14 protein-coding genes are annotated in these 14,654 nt (G+C 62.9%); 5 read left to right on the top strand and 9 right to left on the bottom strand.

Annotated elements, in window-relative coordinates; all coding sequences use genetic code 11:
* Positions 1-22: 22 nt before the first annotated feature.
* Entirely contained in the window at positions 23-2,419 is a 2,397-nt protein-coding gene (locus tag AC6IZO_RS13880; protein ID WP_497805625.1) for a M1 family aminopeptidase, read from the bottom strand.
* A 272-nt stretch (positions 2,420-2,691) separates the two neighbouring features.
* Here AC6IZO_RS13880 and AC6IZO_RS13875 point away from each other — a divergent pair, with 272 nt between their 5' ends.
* From AC6IZO_RS13875 to AC6IZO_RS13865, 3 genes are all read left to right on the top strand, one after another.
* Positions 2,692-3,774 carry a fibronectin type III domain-containing protein gene (locus AC6IZO_RS13875; protein ID WP_497805623.1) on the top strand — a complete coding sequence of 361 codons (1,083 nt, stop codon included), beginning with the start codon at positions 2,692-2,694 and terminating at the stop codon, positions 3,772-3,774.
* A gap of 1 nt (position 3,775) precedes the next feature.
* Positions 3,776-4,615: a fumarylacetoacetate hydrolase family protein gene (locus tag AC6IZO_RS13870; RefSeq protein ID WP_497805621.1), complete on the top strand. Its 840-nt coding sequence runs from the start codon at positions 3,776-3,778 to the stop codon at positions 4,613-4,615.
* A gap of 164 nt (positions 4,616-4,779) precedes the next feature.
* A complete protein-coding gene (locus AC6IZO_RS13865; RefSeq protein ID WP_497805619.1) occupies positions 4,780-5,166 on the top strand; it encodes a DUF3592 domain-containing protein in 387 nt (128 codons plus the stop codon).
* A 31-nt stretch (positions 5,167-5,197) separates the two neighbouring features.
* On the opposite strand, the gene rsmD is transcribed toward AC6IZO_RS13865, so the two are convergent.
* Positions 5,198-5,794: a 16S rRNA (guanine(966)-N(2))-methyltransferase RsmD gene (gene rsmD / locus AC6IZO_RS13860; protein WP_497805617.1), complete on the bottom strand. Its 597-nt coding sequence runs from the start codon at positions 5,792-5,794 to the stop codon at positions 5,198-5,200.
* A 93-nt stretch (positions 5,795-5,887) separates the two neighbouring features.
* Between rsmD and AC6IZO_RS13855 the strand changes: the two genes are divergently transcribed.
* Positions 5,888-6,997, top strand: coding sequence for a site-2 protease family protein (locus AC6IZO_RS13855; RefSeq protein ID WP_497805615.1), 1,110 nt, complete (start codon positions 5,888-5,890; stop codon positions 6,995-6,997).
* A 177-nt stretch (positions 6,998-7,174) separates the two neighbouring features.
* The gene (locus AC6IZO_RS13850; protein WP_497805613.1) at positions 7,175-7,804 is read left to right on the top strand and encodes a nucleotidyltransferase family protein; all 630 of its coding nucleotides are present in this window, start codon (positions 7,175-7,177) and stop codon (positions 7,802-7,804) included.
* A gap of 154 nt (positions 7,805-7,958) precedes the next feature.
* Here AC6IZO_RS13850 and AC6IZO_RS13845 read toward each other — a convergent pair whose 3' ends face one another.
* Genes AC6IZO_RS13845 through AC6IZO_RS13815 form a run of 7 tightly spaced genes read right to left on the bottom strand, consistent with a single transcriptional unit; the run spans position 7,959 to position 14,400 of the window.
* Positions 7,959-8,222, bottom strand: a complete 264-nt coding sequence (locus AC6IZO_RS13845) for an ATP-binding protein (protein WP_497805611.1) — start codon at positions 8,220-8,222, stop codon at positions 7,959-7,961.
* Positions 8,223-8,279: 57 nt separating this feature from the next.
* Positions 8,280-9,362, bottom strand: a complete 1,083-nt coding sequence (locus AC6IZO_RS13840; RefSeq protein ID WP_497805609.1) for a hydrogenase large subunit — start codon at positions 9,360-9,362, stop codon at positions 8,280-8,282.
* Entirely contained in the window at positions 9,362-9,766 is a 405-nt protein-coding gene (locus tag AC6IZO_RS13835; RefSeq protein WP_497805607.1) for an NADH-quinone oxidoreductase subunit C, read from the bottom strand. The genes AC6IZO_RS13840 and AC6IZO_RS13835 overlap by 1 nt, the downstream gene beginning before the upstream one ends.
* A complete protein-coding gene (locus AC6IZO_RS13830) occupies positions 9,766-10,143 on the bottom strand; it encodes a 4Fe-4S dicluster domain-containing protein (RefSeq protein ID WP_497805605.1) in 378 nt (125 codons plus the stop codon). The genes AC6IZO_RS13835 and AC6IZO_RS13830 overlap by 1 nt, the downstream gene beginning before the upstream one ends.
* Positions 10,140-11,054 (bottom strand): respiratory chain complex I subunit 1 family protein, encoded by a 915-nt coding sequence (locus AC6IZO_RS13825; protein ID WP_497805603.1) that lies wholly within the window; start codon positions 11,052-11,054, stop codon positions 10,140-10,142. Before AC6IZO_RS13825 ends, AC6IZO_RS13830 begins: the two co-directional genes overlap by 4 nt.
* On the bottom strand, positions 11,054-11,551 hold the full coding sequence (locus AC6IZO_RS13820; RefSeq protein WP_497805601.1) for an NADH-quinone oxidoreductase subunit B family protein: 498 nt from the start codon (positions 11,549-11,551) through the stop codon (positions 11,054-11,056). The genes AC6IZO_RS13825 and AC6IZO_RS13820 overlap by 1 nt, the downstream gene beginning before the upstream one ends.
* The gene (locus AC6IZO_RS13815; protein WP_497805599.1) at positions 11,548-14,400 is read right to left on the bottom strand and encodes a proton-conducting transporter transmembrane domain-containing protein; all 2,853 of its coding nucleotides are present in this window, start codon (positions 14,398-14,400) and stop codon (positions 11,548-11,550) included. Before AC6IZO_RS13815 ends, AC6IZO_RS13820 begins: the two co-directional genes overlap by 4 nt.
* Between the last annotated feature and the right edge of the window lie 254 nt (positions 14,401-14,654).

The raw sequence follows: 14,654 nt of genomic DNA, 5'->3' as shown, positions 1-14,654 counted from the left end.
CAAGTGTGAGCGTCAGACCTTATCAGTAGTCGAAGCCGCCGTTGATGGTGCTGAGCGTGTCGGCATAGGCATTGAGCAGGGCACGCTTGGGCGCATCCTTCATCGGGCCGAGCGGCACCTTGGCGTGCTGTGTGCTGTTGCCGATCAGCGTCATCAACCCCAGCCGCCGCAGCTTGCCATCGGCAAACTCCAGGTAGACCGGCACGGCGTTCTTGAAGCTCTTGCTGACCCGCGACTGTGTCACCGTCAGGTCCATGACGACGTCACTGCCCTCGCGGGCGAATTTGGCATCGATGGTGTAGTCGGGAATCTCCGTGCCGTAGACCCAGTTGTTGAAGAACCAGTCCATGGTGTGGTTGCCGTCCAGATTCATCTGCGGCGTCATGTGTTTTTCCACCATGTGCTTAAAGTCCTCGGTGGAAGCCGGGTGGTTGGCGTAGGTCTTGGCGAAGTCGTGCATCATCGCCTTGAAGCGCTCGTCGTTATTGTCAGTGTTCATCATCAGCATGCGCAGCATGTGAAGCACGTAGCCGCCCTTCGGGTAGATGAGCTGCCGGGTAATCCAGTCGCCGGTGCGCGAGTTGCTCAGCCGGTAGCCCATCACCAGAGGGCCCGCGTCGATGGCGCGCACGCCGAATTCATTCTTCTCCAGCATCATTCGCCGTTGATCGCGCCAGATCTTCAAGAACTCCTTCGGATCGCGGCGCACAATCTGCACGTAGAGCGATGCGGAAAACTCGGCGAAACCTTCGCTCATCCATTGGTCGCGATAGCTGCTCCAGCCGACGGTGTGTCCCCACCACTCGTGCGCGACTTCGTGGGGTTCCACCGTGCGGAAGTAAGGGATGTTTTCATTCCAATTGAACGCATGGCGCTGCGTGGTGTCCATGAAGTAGAGCAGGGGCAGGTAAACCAGCCCGGGCCACGCCTGCCCGGAGGTGCCTGTGTTCTGCTGCGTCAGGAAGACACTCTTGTAGGCCAGCGGTCCGTAATAGCTGCTGTAGAGGCTGATCGCCATCTCCGCCTCGGCCAGTGCCTTCTTGGCGTAGGGTGCGGTGGAGAGGCTCTGCAGCATCGTGGCTTCCATGCTTTGGGTGTGGCTGCCGTTCAGTGGTTGTGGCTGCTGTGTATCCACCTCCACCTGTGCAGCCCTTAGCCAGTCGGGCAGTTCCTGATTTGCATAAGCCTTTACTTCAAGACCTAGCTTGTCGAGCTTTCCGGACTCCTCGCGGAAATTCCCGAAGTTAAAGCCCGCCACGGCCAGTGGCACCTCCGATTTCCAGACCGTTGTGTTCCGGCCGTTCTCGGTCTTATTGGAGACCAGCGTTCCGGTGGCGGCCATGATGTTGCCCTTCGGGATGTGAAAGGTCAGGTCGTAATTGGCGTATGCCCAATGGTGGACATTGGGATACCAGGTGGAGCGCGCCACAGGCATGTAGTTGCCAACGCCCTCGTGGCGAACAGCGTCTTTGCCGCTGTAGGTGGTTGTCAGCGTGAACGCCTGCCCCTTCTTGAGCGGCTGCGGAAGAACGACGAAGAAATCCGGGTCCTCATCCTTGCCCTCCTGTATCCAGCTCAACGCCGTGCCATGTGCATCCACCACCTTCTGCACGCGCAGCGTGGGGAACAGATCGAGCGGAAGCACGCGGATGCCATCGGCGCGCGCGGTGAAGGTTGCCGTTGCGACGCCGTCGAGCGTGGCGTTCTTAGCCAGGCTCGCCTCGATGTTGTACGAAAAAGGCATGAGGTAGCCATTCTCGTGGTTTGCCGGCAGCTTTGCGGAAGCCTCACGCAGCAGGTGCTGGGCGTACCAGACTCCGTAATTGTTGTCCTGGTCGGTAAACAGCGCCACCTCTTCCGGCGCGACATCGCCAAACTTCACGCCGAGCGGGTCAATGAAGAAATAGAGGCGGTCGCTGAAGTGGCGTCCGCGGATGGCGGCGAAGAACAATCCATCGGGCGCGCCAGCCAGCACGGGTTGCAGCAGGCGTCCGTGAAGGTTGTAGTGCAAACGGTCCTTGAGCTGCTTCTGCAGGTCGTCGAGCAGTCCGGCTTCGCAGGTGCCGCCCGGCTTGACCGAAGGGCTTTTGCGAACCTCATCGGGCGTCGCATCGGCAAAGCGCAGCACCAGCCTGTCAAAGTCTTCCCTCATCGGCTGGTTCTTGGTCAGGCGCGCCAGTTGACCGAGTTCAATCGCGTCACGCGTGGTCAGTTCAAAGCTGCCTGACCCCTTAAAGACCGCGCCGGTTACCATGCCATTGACCGGCTCCAGCAGGCAGATTGTGCCGCTGGCAAGCGTGAAGGTGCCGACGTCGCGCTTGAGTACCAGGTTGCTGACCTCAAAGGCCTCGCCCGAGACCTTGACATGGCGTAGCGCTTGGTAGGTTGGGTCGGTGTTGGCGGCCGGCGTCTGCGCCACAGAAAATGCTGTCAGTATGCCAATAAGGAAGAATGCGGCACAGACCGATCCGATACATCGCGAAAGATTCATGAGGGCCCCTTGAGCGGAGTTCCGCCGTGTTTGCATGGCGGGGGTTGGTGAAAATACAACCGTTGCCGCCCAACATTCTGAGCATGCCACTGTAAAAACGCGAATGAATTTTCGTGGCGGAAATCGCTACGCGCCTTCCGTTGCTTGCGGCTCGCGGGGGCCGGGTGCAATCTGATAGGCTGAATCGCGGAACCATGCAGATGAAGACACCACGTTTACTGCTTCTGGGCGCGGCCTGTGCGCTGATGGCGCTGGCTGGCTGCGCCAGTCCGGGCGCTCCGCAGCCGCCCTCGCTGAACCTGCCCAAACAGGTCAACGATCTCACCGCCGTCCGCAAGGGAGACCGCGTGGTGCTGACGTGGGCCCCGCCCTCGAGCACCACCGACCGCGGCCCCATCCGTCATGCGGGTGTCACGCGCATTTGCCGGGTGGTGAACCAGTTCCCCATGGCGAGCTGCGAGTATGTGGTGAAGGAGCTGCGCCCATCGGATCTGCCATCGGCATCGCCCGAGGCGCGCACGCCGCGCGTGGTGTTTGAAGATGTGCTGCCGGCACGGCTGCTGGCGGCAAGCGCGCAGGCCACCTACGCGGTGGAAGTGCTGAATCCGCGCGGACGCAGTGCCGGACTCTCCAACCAGGTGATTGTGCCGCTGGCTGCTTCGCTGGCGCCTCCGGCGGAAGTGCAGGGCGTGGTGGGCGCGCAGGGCGTGACCATCACCTGGAGCGCGGTGGCTCCGGCGCCCGCACCGGCTGGCATCAGCTATCGCTATACACTGTGGCGTCGCGCGCAGGGCACCAATGAGTACTCGGAGATTGAACGCGTGCCGCTGAACGGCGAGCGCAGCGTGCAGGACCCGAGCTTTGAGTGGGAGCACATCTACGAGTACAAGGTATCGGCCATCACGGTGATTGCCCAGCCGGGCCACGCACCGCTGGAAGTGGCGGGCGACGACTCGCCGGTGATCAGGGTCTACGCGCATGACACATTCCCGCCGGAGCGTCCGTCGGGCCTGCAGGCAGTCTTCAGCAGCGTGGGCCAGAAGCCGTTTGTGGACCTGAGCTGGGAGCCGAACATGGAGGCCGACCTCGCCGGGTACGATGTGTACCGCCGCGCTCCGGGCGAGGCCGAGCACAAACTGAACCGTGAGCTGCTGAAGGCCCCAAGCTTCCGCGATGAAAACGTCGCGGCCGGAACCACCTACACTTACAGCGTCGAGGCTGTGGACGCGCGCGGCAACCGCAGCCCGCGTTCTGACAACTCGACCGAGAGCATTCCGAAATAAGATGAAATTCTGCCGATATGCCGCTCCTGAAGGCACCCGTTATGGACTGGTTGAAACCGTCGACGGGCGCGAGATGATCACCCGCGAAATCAGCGGACCGCAATTGCAGGTCTCGCAGGCGGGCGTGCCGCAGCGCATTGTGATGCCGAAGCCCGAGGAAGCCACGCCGCTCGCGCAGCCGCTGCCCCTCGATGAAGCCAAGGTGCTGACGCCGCTGCCGCTGCTGAGCAAGGTGATGTGCGTGGGCAAGAACTACGCCGCGCATGTGAAGGAGTTCGACGGCGAGGTGCCCAAGGAGCCGATCATCTTCAGCAAGCCGCCCTCGGCGCTGCTCTCGCATGGCGGCATTATTGTGCGGCCCAAGATCAGCGAGCGCGTCGACTACGAAGGCGAGCTGGCAATCGTGATCGGGCGCACCTGCCGCGATTTAAAAGAGACGGACAATGCGCGCGACTACATTCTGGGCTACACCTGCCTGAATGACGTGACCGCGCGCGACCTGCAACGCAAGGACGGCCAGTGGACGCGTGCCAAGGGCTTCGATACCTTCTGCCCCGTCGGCCCGGTCATCCAGACCGAGCTCGATCCGTGGGCCGGTGTGACGGTGGAGACGCGCGTTAACGGTGAGGTGAAGCAGAAGGGCAACACGCGAGACATGATCTTTGCGCTCGACCGCGTGCTGCGCCACATCTCGCAGTTCTGCACCCTGCTGCCCGGCGACGTGATCGCCACTGGAACACCCGAAGGCGTGGGTCCGCTCGTGGATGGCGATTTCGTGGAAGTCACCGTTGAGGGCGTTGGCACGCTGCGCAACAACGTGATGGACCAGTTCTGGGACTAACAGAAATCGCACAATCAATTGCGGAACGCGCAGTGTGCCGGAGACGGCGGCTGCGCGTTTTTCCTGCGTGTAGCAAGGGCGGCATGTGCAGCGGACGCGCGGCTCGGTGTATCGTTAAAAGAGTAGAAATCTAAAACAGGTTCGTGCTGGAAACAATGCAAGGCTTGAAAGTCTTTTCACTGGTCATGGGGGGTGGAGTTGCTGCGGTGATCGTGCTGGCCACGGTCTGGACGCGCTCGCGCCACAAAAACGATGGCCAGCAGGAACGCGAACGCTGCGAGCGCATCGAGTCTACCGGCCGTATCACCGATGGCACCGTCATCAACGTGCAGGAGCTGGAAGACGCCGCAGGGCAGCAGTCGCAACTGGTCGTCTATACCTATGACGTCGCGGGCGTGCAGTACGAGTGCTCGCAGGACGTGACGCGCCTGCGCCACCTGGTCGACATCCAGAGCTGCAAGCTCGGCCTGCCCACCAATATCAAGTACGATCCGCAGAACCCCGGCAACTCTATCGTGGTCTCCCGCCGTTGGAACGGCCTGCGCCGCTAAGGCAGACTCTTCTCTTCCAAAATTACTGTCTCTAGCTTTTCCGCTGATAGAAGCTCAACGCTGAGTCGCCCTGCGCGAGCGTGCGGTAGCGCGCCAGTTGCGCAGGGCCGTCGCCGGGGTCGAAGCGCTTTTCGTGCTCGGCCACCACAATGCCGCCGGGCACCAGCAGCGCGGGTGCGCCGCTCTCTGTGGAGCGCGAGATGTTCTCCGAAACAAAGCGCAGCAGCTGCTCGTAGGCACCCTGCAACTTGTAAGGCGGATCGAGGAAGATGATGTGGAAGCTCTGCCCCTGTTGTGCAAGCCGGCGCAGCGCGTCGCTCACATCGCTTTCCAGCAGTTCGGTTTTGCTGGCTGCAATGCCGAGCGTAGCCAGGTTCTGGCGGATGACCTTCGCCGCCCGGCGGTTGCTCTCCACCAGCACGGCACGCGCAGCGCCACGGCTCAGGGCCTCAATCGCGACCGAGCCGGTGCCGGCGTAGAGGTCGAGGAATGCGGCGCCCTCCACGGTTCCGGCCGCGCCGAGCACGTTGAACAGCGTCTCTTTCAGGCGGTCGTAAGTGGGACGCGTCTGCTGGCCTTCGAGCGAAACCAGGTTACGACTGCGAAACTTTCCTGCAATGACTCTCATCCAAATTTCCAACCTGTCACACGGGCTGCAAAGTCGCGCAAACTCGCGTAGTGTAGTAGTAGCAGCGCCCGTGGGGCGGCCGCAAGAGCACGCATGAGAACCTGGTCAATTTCCGCCGGACACATCTTCGGCATCGAGCTGCGCATCCACTTCACCTTCCCGGTGATGCTCATCTTCATCTGGCTGATGGAGTCGGAAAAGCTCGGCTCGCAGGCGGGCTGGCGCGCCGTGGCCCTTACGCTGCTGCTGTTTGTCAGCGTGCTGGGGCATGAGCTGGCGCACGCCATGGTGGGCGCGGCCAACGGGTTGCATGTGCGCTCCATTCTGCTGCTGCCCATCGGCGGCATGACCAACGTGGAAGACGACGTGTACCGCAGTCCCAACCCGCAACGCGACCTGCGCGTAGCGTTGGCTGGGCCGCTCGTCAATTTGCTCATCGCCGTTTTTGCCGGAAGCGCTCTTCTGCTGTTTGCGCCGCAGGTGCAGTTGTTCCATCAGCCGTGGCTCAGCATCACTAACCTGCCGCGCAGCTTTGTGTGGGGCAACTTCTTCCTCGGTGCGTTCAACCTGCTGCCCGCCTATCCGCTCGACGGCGGACGCATTCTGCGCGCATGGTGGGCGGCCAAGAGCAATTACGCCTACGCCACGCGGCGCGCCGTCATCGTCGGTCAGGTTATCGCCATGGGCCTCATTCTGGCTGGCGCGCTTGGCGACCACTGGCTGCTGCTGCTGGGCTGCATCATCTTCGTGGGCGCGCAGATGGAGGACCGCAACGCCGTCTTCCAGAACGTGCTCGAAAGCATCCGCATGGATGAGGTGATGCTGACGGATTTCTCCACGCTTTCCCCGGCAGACACGCTGGAGGACGCGCTGCACAAGGCCGTGCACACGCTGCAGGAAGATTTTCCTGTCGTGCGCGGCTGCGACATGGTCGGCATCATTTCCCGGCAGAACATTGTGGAAGCGCTGCGCGCCGACGGCAACGGCTACGTGCAGGGTGCCATGAACCGCCTCTTCCAGGTGGCGCATCGCACGGAGACCCTCGCGAGCGTGCTGCGCCGCGTGGGCCGCAGCGGCATGGCTCTGGTCCCGGTGGTGGACAATGAACGCCTGGTTGGCATTGTCACCCTGCAGAACCTGATGCACAGCATTGCCACGCTGGCGGAAACCCGCCGCCTGCGCCAGATGAACGCCGAAGAGTAATCCACTCCTTTCTGTTCATTTTTCCCACAATTGATTTGCAGTGGCCTCGTGGTGCAAGTTTGTTTTCCACCGCGCCGGCCGCAAGCCCCGCACTCCCTTGGCAGCGTGATTGCATCAGAAATCATTCGTCGTGCGCGTTCGCGCACGGTAAGATGCCAGCGTCACGAAAGAGGACGAATGAAAGCGGAAGAGAAGCTCTGCGGCGTGGTACTGTCCGCAGGGGCGTCATCGCGCATGGGGCGCACCAAGGCGCTGCTGCCGTGGCCCGCGGGCAACGCGGACGGCCGCACCATGCTGAGCGAAGCCGTGCGCACATTGCGCGCCGTGGCGCAGGAGGTCGTCGTGGTTGCCGGACACAACCGCGAGGAGCTTGCGCCGTTCATCGCCGAGTGCGGTGCACACCTTGTCCATAACCCGGAGCCTGAGCGCGGACACTTCAGCTCCATGCAGCTTGGCTTGGCCGCTGTTGCGCAGGTTGGCTGTGACACTGCGTTGCTTACTCCGGTGGACCGTCCGCCGATGCACGCGGAAAACCTCGCGCTGCTTTGCCGCGTCTGGCGTGAGTCGGATGAGAGTGTGTGGGGATTGGTGCCAACCTACAAAGGCCATCGCGGGCATCCGCTGATCGCCGGGCCGCAGCTCATTGCGCGCATGCTGCGCGAGCCGGTGGAGAGCAACGCCCACATGGTGCTCACCTCCTGCGCGGCGCACCTGCGCACGCTTGCCCTCGACGACGCCTCCGTCACGCTCAACGTGAATACCCCTGAAGAGTACGAGCAACTCTCGAAGATGCAGAACTGGGAGTAGTTTCAACCGCACGAAAAAGGGCCACCGTCCGGTGAGGCGGTGGCCTGAGTGTTGGGCGCGGCAACAACAACTGCTGCGGAATCGCGAAGTCTCCGGCGTGGCGGCGCGTGGGTTGCAGACGCGCCCCCGGCCGAAGACTCTGTGCGACTCCGGCTTACTTCTTCTTGAAGTAGTCGGCGTTGATCTGCGCGAACTGCTTGAACTCTTCCGGCAGTTCCTCGATGGCGAAGATCGCCTTGTATTCACAGACCGCGATGCAATCACCGCAGCTCAGGCACTTCTTCGGGTTAATGTAGAGCTGGGGCACGCTGGCGTAGTCCGGATCGCTCTCGCGCGGGCGGATGGCCTTGCGCTGACAAACCTGCACGCACTTGTTGTCCTTCTTGCAACGGTCGGTGATAACGCTATAGCTGGGCATAATTCCTATTGGCTCCTCTAATCAGTCAAAAGTCGGTGTTACGGTTACGAACCATTCCTAGCGATCCGTGCAGGAATAGCAGGGATCGATGGAAGCTTGGATCAACGGCACGTCGGCGAGGCGAGCGCCTTTGACCATGTAGCGGACCGACGGCATGTTGGCGTAGGTCGGGGTGCGCACATGGACGCGTGCCGGGTTGTACTCCTCCTCCTGCCAGAGCACGGTGTAGAAGACCTCGCCGCGAGGGGCCTCGATGCGGCTGAAGCCGCGGCCCTCGGGGAACTCGAAGTCCTCGCTGCCCGTGTTGATTTCGCCGGGAGGAAGCTTGCTGAGAGCCTGGCGCAGGATGCGGCAGCTCTCCAGAATTTCCAGCGCGCGCACCAGCAGACGGGCGCGAACGTCACCGGCGGTCTCCACCGGAACGTCGAACTCCATCTCCGCGTACGCCGCGTAGGGAGCGGACTTACGGATGTCCTGCGCAAGTCCGGAGGCGCGGGCCGTGGGGCCGACTGCACCGCAGGCCAGCGCCTGCTCGCGGGTCAGCACACCAACGCCGGTGCAGCGCGAGAGCGCGCTGCGGCTGGTGGTAAAGACCGGGATGATGGTTTTCACCATGCCCTGCTCCAGCTCTTCCACCATCTTGAGAATGGCCGCCGGGTCTGCGATGTCGCGGTTGACGCCGCCCACGCGGTTCATGGCGTAGTTGACGCGGTTGCCGCTGATGGCCTGCAGCACGTCCATCACCTGTTCGCGCACGGCAAAGCAGGTCATGAACATCGTCTTGAAGCCGATCAGCTTGCCGGCCACGCCCGCCCACAGCACGTGCGAGTGCAGGCGCTCCAGCTCGGCCATGATGGTGCGGATGTAGAGCGCGCGCGGCGGAACTTCCAGCCCGAGCACGTTCTCCATGGCCTGACAGATCGAGAGCGTGTGAATGTTCGAGCAGATGCCGCAGACGCGCTCCATCAGTGCCACAACCTGAATGAAGTTGCGTCCTTCGGCCAGTTGCTCAATGCCGCGGAAGTTGAAGCCGATATTCAGCTTCGCGTCGCGGACCTCCTCGCCCTCGCAAACCAGGTCCAGCTTGTAGGGTTCCTCCAGCGCGGGGTGGTAAGGCCCCATGGGAATGCGGTAGCTCATTAGTCCTCCTCGCGCAGGTTCACGCCGGTCTTGAACCCTTGGCGCAGCAACAGCGGCTCGTAGTCGCGGCCGGTGAAATTGATTTCGTATTGCTCGTGAATTTCACGCTCGTGCCAGTCGGCTCCCTCGCACAGGTCCACAATGCTGGCCATCGTCTTGTCCACCACGGGGATCTCGAAGGTGAGCAGCTTGTCTTCGAGGTCCCAGTGATAGTCGATGACGATGTCCTCCTCACCGGGCACCTGGATGGCGGTCAGCGCGATCAGCCGCGCGTGGTGCGCCATCATGATTTCGGTAAGCTTGCGGGGGTCGATGGCGTCAGAGGCGAGCCACTCGGAGCCGCCTTTCTGCTCAAACGCCTCTTCCAGCCCAAGCTCGTTCGGAATTGTTGCCAGTGTGCTCATTACGCTCCTCCTTCAACGGTCTTGGGTTTCTTCTCCTTACGGGCCGAAGTGTGCGTGACCTTCAGCTCGCCCGGATGGAAGTAGATGGGCGGGCACTGCTCCTCCTGCGAGAGCGCGTGGTCCTCGCAGCCGTCAACGCAGCGTCCGCAGTAGGTGCACTGCCCCGGCTCGTAGCTCCAGGTGTACTGCGTGCGCGAGTTGCGGAAGTCGATGGCGCGCGACGTACAGCGGAAGGCGCACATGCCGCAGCCCGTGCACTTCTCCGGGTCATAAATCACCAGGCCGCGGTAGCCGGGGGCCACCGCCGGACGCTCCGGAAAGCGTAGCGTCACGGCCTTGCTGGAAAGGTTGCTAAACAACAGACCAAAGATGTTCATAGCTTCATCCTCACGAGCAGGGCCGAGGCCACACCAATCACGAGCAGCACCAGGGCGGCGTTCACGTAGAAGCTGACCGAGGAATCAAGCGCCAGTCGCGCCGTGCCGGCCGCCACCGCCGAAAGTGCGAAGACCACCGCCAGCGAAATGGCGAAGAAGACCACGGCCGCCACCAGCGGATTAGCAATTGCCGGAGCCAGCAGCACTGCCACCAGTCCGGTCACCGCCACCCACTCCAGCCCATGCGCCAACTCGAACATTGCCAGCTCGGCGCCGACGTATTCGGTGGTTGCGCCGGCATAGATTTCCTGCTCGGCGTTGGCCACGGAGAACGGATTCAGGTGCAGCTTGGCGGGCAGGCAGATCAGGATGGCCACCACGCCAATCCAGCGCATCGGAGTGAACGGCGCTTTGGCCAGCTCCTGCAGGCTGAAGGTGTGCTGTGCCACCGCGACGCCGACCACGGCCATCAGGAAGACGACGCTGTAAGCGACGCTCATGGTGGCCTCACGCGCCGAACCCAGCTCGCCCCACAGCGAACGCGTGGAGAAGCCGGCGGCGATGAGGAACATCGACGGCAGCTCCAGCAGCGTCAGCAGCAGGATGAGGTCTCCGTTGAAGCCCGTGTCGGTGTGAATGGCCGGCAGCAGGCCGCAGGCGCCGATGGCGGAGGCGACCGACAGAATCGGCCACATACGCATCAGCAAGCCGCCAAGGCCCGGACGCTCGGGAACCTCTTTGCCCATCAGCTTGAAGAAGTCGAACATCGGCTGCATGAACGGAGGCCCGATGCGTTGCTGCATGCGCGCCACCGCCTTGCGCTCCATCCACACGTAGAACCACGCGGCTGGAACCGCAAAGACCACGCCGGGGAAGATGAGGAAACGGAACAACAGACTTGTCAGGTTCATTACGCCTGCACCTCCTCGGAGGATTTTTCCGGCTCCGGCATGGGGGCATGCTCGCCCTTTTCGGCGCGCTCGGCCAAGATGGCTGCGGCCTTGGCAACGCCTTCCAGAATCGCGTCCGGCCGCGGCGGACAGCCGGGCACAAAGACGTCGACCGGAATGTGCTTGTGCAGAGGACCCACCAGAACGCGTGAATCAATGAAGACGTTGGTCGAGGCCGGGCACGATCCGATGGCCACCACGGCCTTCGGATGCGGCACCTGGCCGTAGACGGTCTTCACTGCGTCGACCGCCGTCTGCGTCACCGGACCGGAGATGCAGATGATGTCGGCGTGGCGCGGGCTGGGCTCCAGCTTGACGCCCAACTGCTCGGCGTCATAGCGCGGCGTCAGGCCCGCAATGATCTCAATGTCACAACCGTTACAGCTTCCCGAGTTCATGTGGAACAGCCACGGGCTCTTGCGGCGTCCGAGGCACATCAGTTTCTTCCAAAGACTCACCGCACACCTCCAAGCGTGTTGAGCAGGCTGGGCCAGAAGCCGCATGCCAGAATCAGAACCACCAGAACCACAATCACCGCCTTCACCGCCACAGGCTCCGTGCCCTTGGTTGCACCTTCCGGCGCCGGTCCCCACCAGAAGCGGGTCAACGCCAGGATGTAGGTGATCAACGCGAAGGCCGAACCGATGGCGAAGGCCGCCAGCACCCACGGACCAAAGTTCGCGGCGACTTCATAGAGGCGCCAGCGTCCCAGGTAGCCCATGGTCGGCGGAACGCCCAGCACGGTCAGCATGCCGAAGACGAAGCCGAAGCCGCTGACCGGATACCGCGCGGTCAGCCCGGTGCTCTCGGTGCTCAGCGCGCCGTCGGCCTCGGGCGAGCTGAGGCAGATGAACAGCAGTGCCTTGGCCAGCGAGTGGGCCACGGCGCCAAGCAGCGCGCCGCTCAGGCCGATGGTGTCAACCGCAACCAGTCCCAGCATCAGGAAGCCGATGTCCTCGACCGTGGAGAGCACCAGGATGTGCTTGAGTGCTTTCTGCGAGAGCATCAGCAGGCCGCTGAGGAAGACCGTGACGGCAGCGAAGCCGACCCAGAGTGCGACCGGCGATGCCAGCCATGGCATGGCTTCCACGTGCGAGGCCAGTTCGCCGAAAGCGGCGATATCGACCACGGCGATGATGACGCCGAGCACCGTGGCGGGCAACTCATCGGCCAGCTTCAGCAGCCACACAAAGCAGGGCACCACGGCCAGCTTCACGCACAGGCTGGTGAACAGCAGCGCGCGAGCCGTGTCGAGGTCGCCCTTGCCGAGCATGAAGTCGGCACCCACCAGCGTGGCAGCCGAAATCACCACCACCGCCAGGTAAGCGAGGCGAACCTGCAACTGCTTCGACGCCTGCCACACCAGAGCCAGCGCAAAGACCGCACCCAGCTCCAGCAGGCCCGTGCGGGCCGTTGCGCCCGGCACGGCCATGCCGGCCACCGAAGCGGCAACCGACAACAGGATCAGCGTTGAGTAGCGGCGCGTGTTGGCCGAGGCCAGCGACGCCAGCAGCAGCGCCACGCCTGCAATTGCGCAGGCGGCGAACACAAGGAGAGAAATGTGCTCGCCGTTCCCTGCGGCACCGGCGGTCGCGGCCGGAGCAAGCGTGCGGACAGCACCGAAGATCGCGGCGGCAAACACTACGGTCCACAACGCAGCCTGGTTCTTGAACGCGGTGAAGACGCGATCAAGCGCGGATGAAATGCCGCGCAGCACGCCCCACACCGCAAGGTAGTAGTCGTCCACATTGGAGTACTTGAAGAACGTGCTCCAGTTGTGCGAGATCAGGTGCGAGAAGTCGTGGGCTTCCAAGCGCCCCGGCCCGGAGAGCGGTTCGCCGCCGGTGAAAACGCCGGTGCCGCCACCCTGTACCACAACGGCGCTGGTGGCCATCGGGCGTCCCAAGCCCGCCATGGCATAAACCAGCACGCCGAAGATCAATGAAATTACGGCCAGCACAAGGCCCCAGGTGGTGAACCAGCTTCCGGCCGAAGCCGTCATGCCGAACCAGGAAACCTCAACGCCCGTACCGAGGCCGAGCGTGGCCAGCACCGGATTCAGGAAGTAGTTCACCGCAAGCTGCGGCGCCACGCCCAGAACCACGCTGCCCAGCGCGATCAACCCAAGACCAAGCTGCATGGTGAACGGAGCCTCATGCGCGTGCTCGGTGGCTTCGGTGGTCGAGCCGAGGAAGACCGTGTCGGTGGCCTTCACGCAGGAGAAGACCGTGCCCAGGCTGACGATCCAGGCGGCCAGCGCCGGAATGACCCAGCCCGCCTGCAACGCTGCCGTGTAGAGCAGCCACTTGCTGGCAAAGCCGCTCATCAGCGGAATGCCCATCATGCTGCCCACGCTGATCATCCAGGCCAGCGTGGTGCGCGGCATCCGCGAGGCCAACCCGCCCAGCTTGTTCATGTCGCGCGTGCCGCATGCATGCTGCACGCTTCCGGCGGAGAGGAACAGCCCGCCCTTGAAGAAGCCGTGGTTCAGGCAGTGCAGCAAACCGGCGGTCACGGCCAGCGGCGTTCCAATGCCAATGCCGGTGATCATGTAGCCGATCTGGCTGACGGTGTGGAAGGCCAGCATGCGCTTCAGGTCGGTCTGCACCATGGCGTACATCACGCCGATCACCATGGTCACGGTGCCGATCCAGACAACGAGTGCGGTGCCGTGCGCCGGGAAGGCGCCAAAGCTATAGAGTCGCGCGGCGAGGTAGACGCCAGCCTTCACGTAACAGGCGGCGTGCAGCAGCGCGCTGACCGGAGTCGGCGCCGCCATCGCCTCGGGGATCCAGGTGTGCAACGGGAACTGCACCGACTTGGCCACCAGCGAGACCACCATCAGCACGAACAAGCCGCCGGTGAGCGCGTGCGCCACCTTCGGGTCCGTCCACAGAGCGCTGCCCGCACGGTGGTAGAGCACGATGATGGCGGCCAGCAGGCCGTAGCCCGCCAAGTGGGTCATCATCAGAACTTTTCGTGCGCCGCGTACCGCCTCGGGGTTGGTGTACCAGAAGCCGACTAAGCCAAAGGAGCACAAGCCGACCAATTCCCAGAAGAAATAGAGAAGGAAGAGGTTGGCGCTGTAAACCAGTCCGACGAAGCCCCCGATGAAAACCATCATGATGGCGTAGAAGCGGGTAGCGGCCGGGTCTTCAGCCATGTAGCCAATGGAATACAGCAACACGATGCCACCCAGCGCCGTGCCCATGAAGGCGAACAGCGCGCTGAGCGCGTCCACGTGGATCACCAGTGCGAGTGGTCCGTCCCAAGGCACCAGCGTGAGGTCAATTGGTGTTCCGCCCATGACCTTGGGGATAAGAAGTAAGACAGAGGCCAAGGCGGGCACACAGCAAAGAACTGCAAGCACACCCTTCCCTCGCGGAGCCAGAACGCGGGCCAGCAGAAGCTGGAGCACGGCCCCGGCAAGGAGCAGGCAAGGCGCAAGTAGTAAGACCGTTGCGTATGTCATGCCCTTTGGCCGTGCAAATCAGTAGCCAAAATTTGGCAGGCCAATTGCTGCTCAATAATGGGACACATCGCGGACTGCCGTGATATGCA

Source organism: Oryzophilus luti (assembly GCF_059726245.1).
Note: the sequence above shows the minus strand (reverse complement) of the source record. Positions and strands in the feature narration are given on the sequence as shown.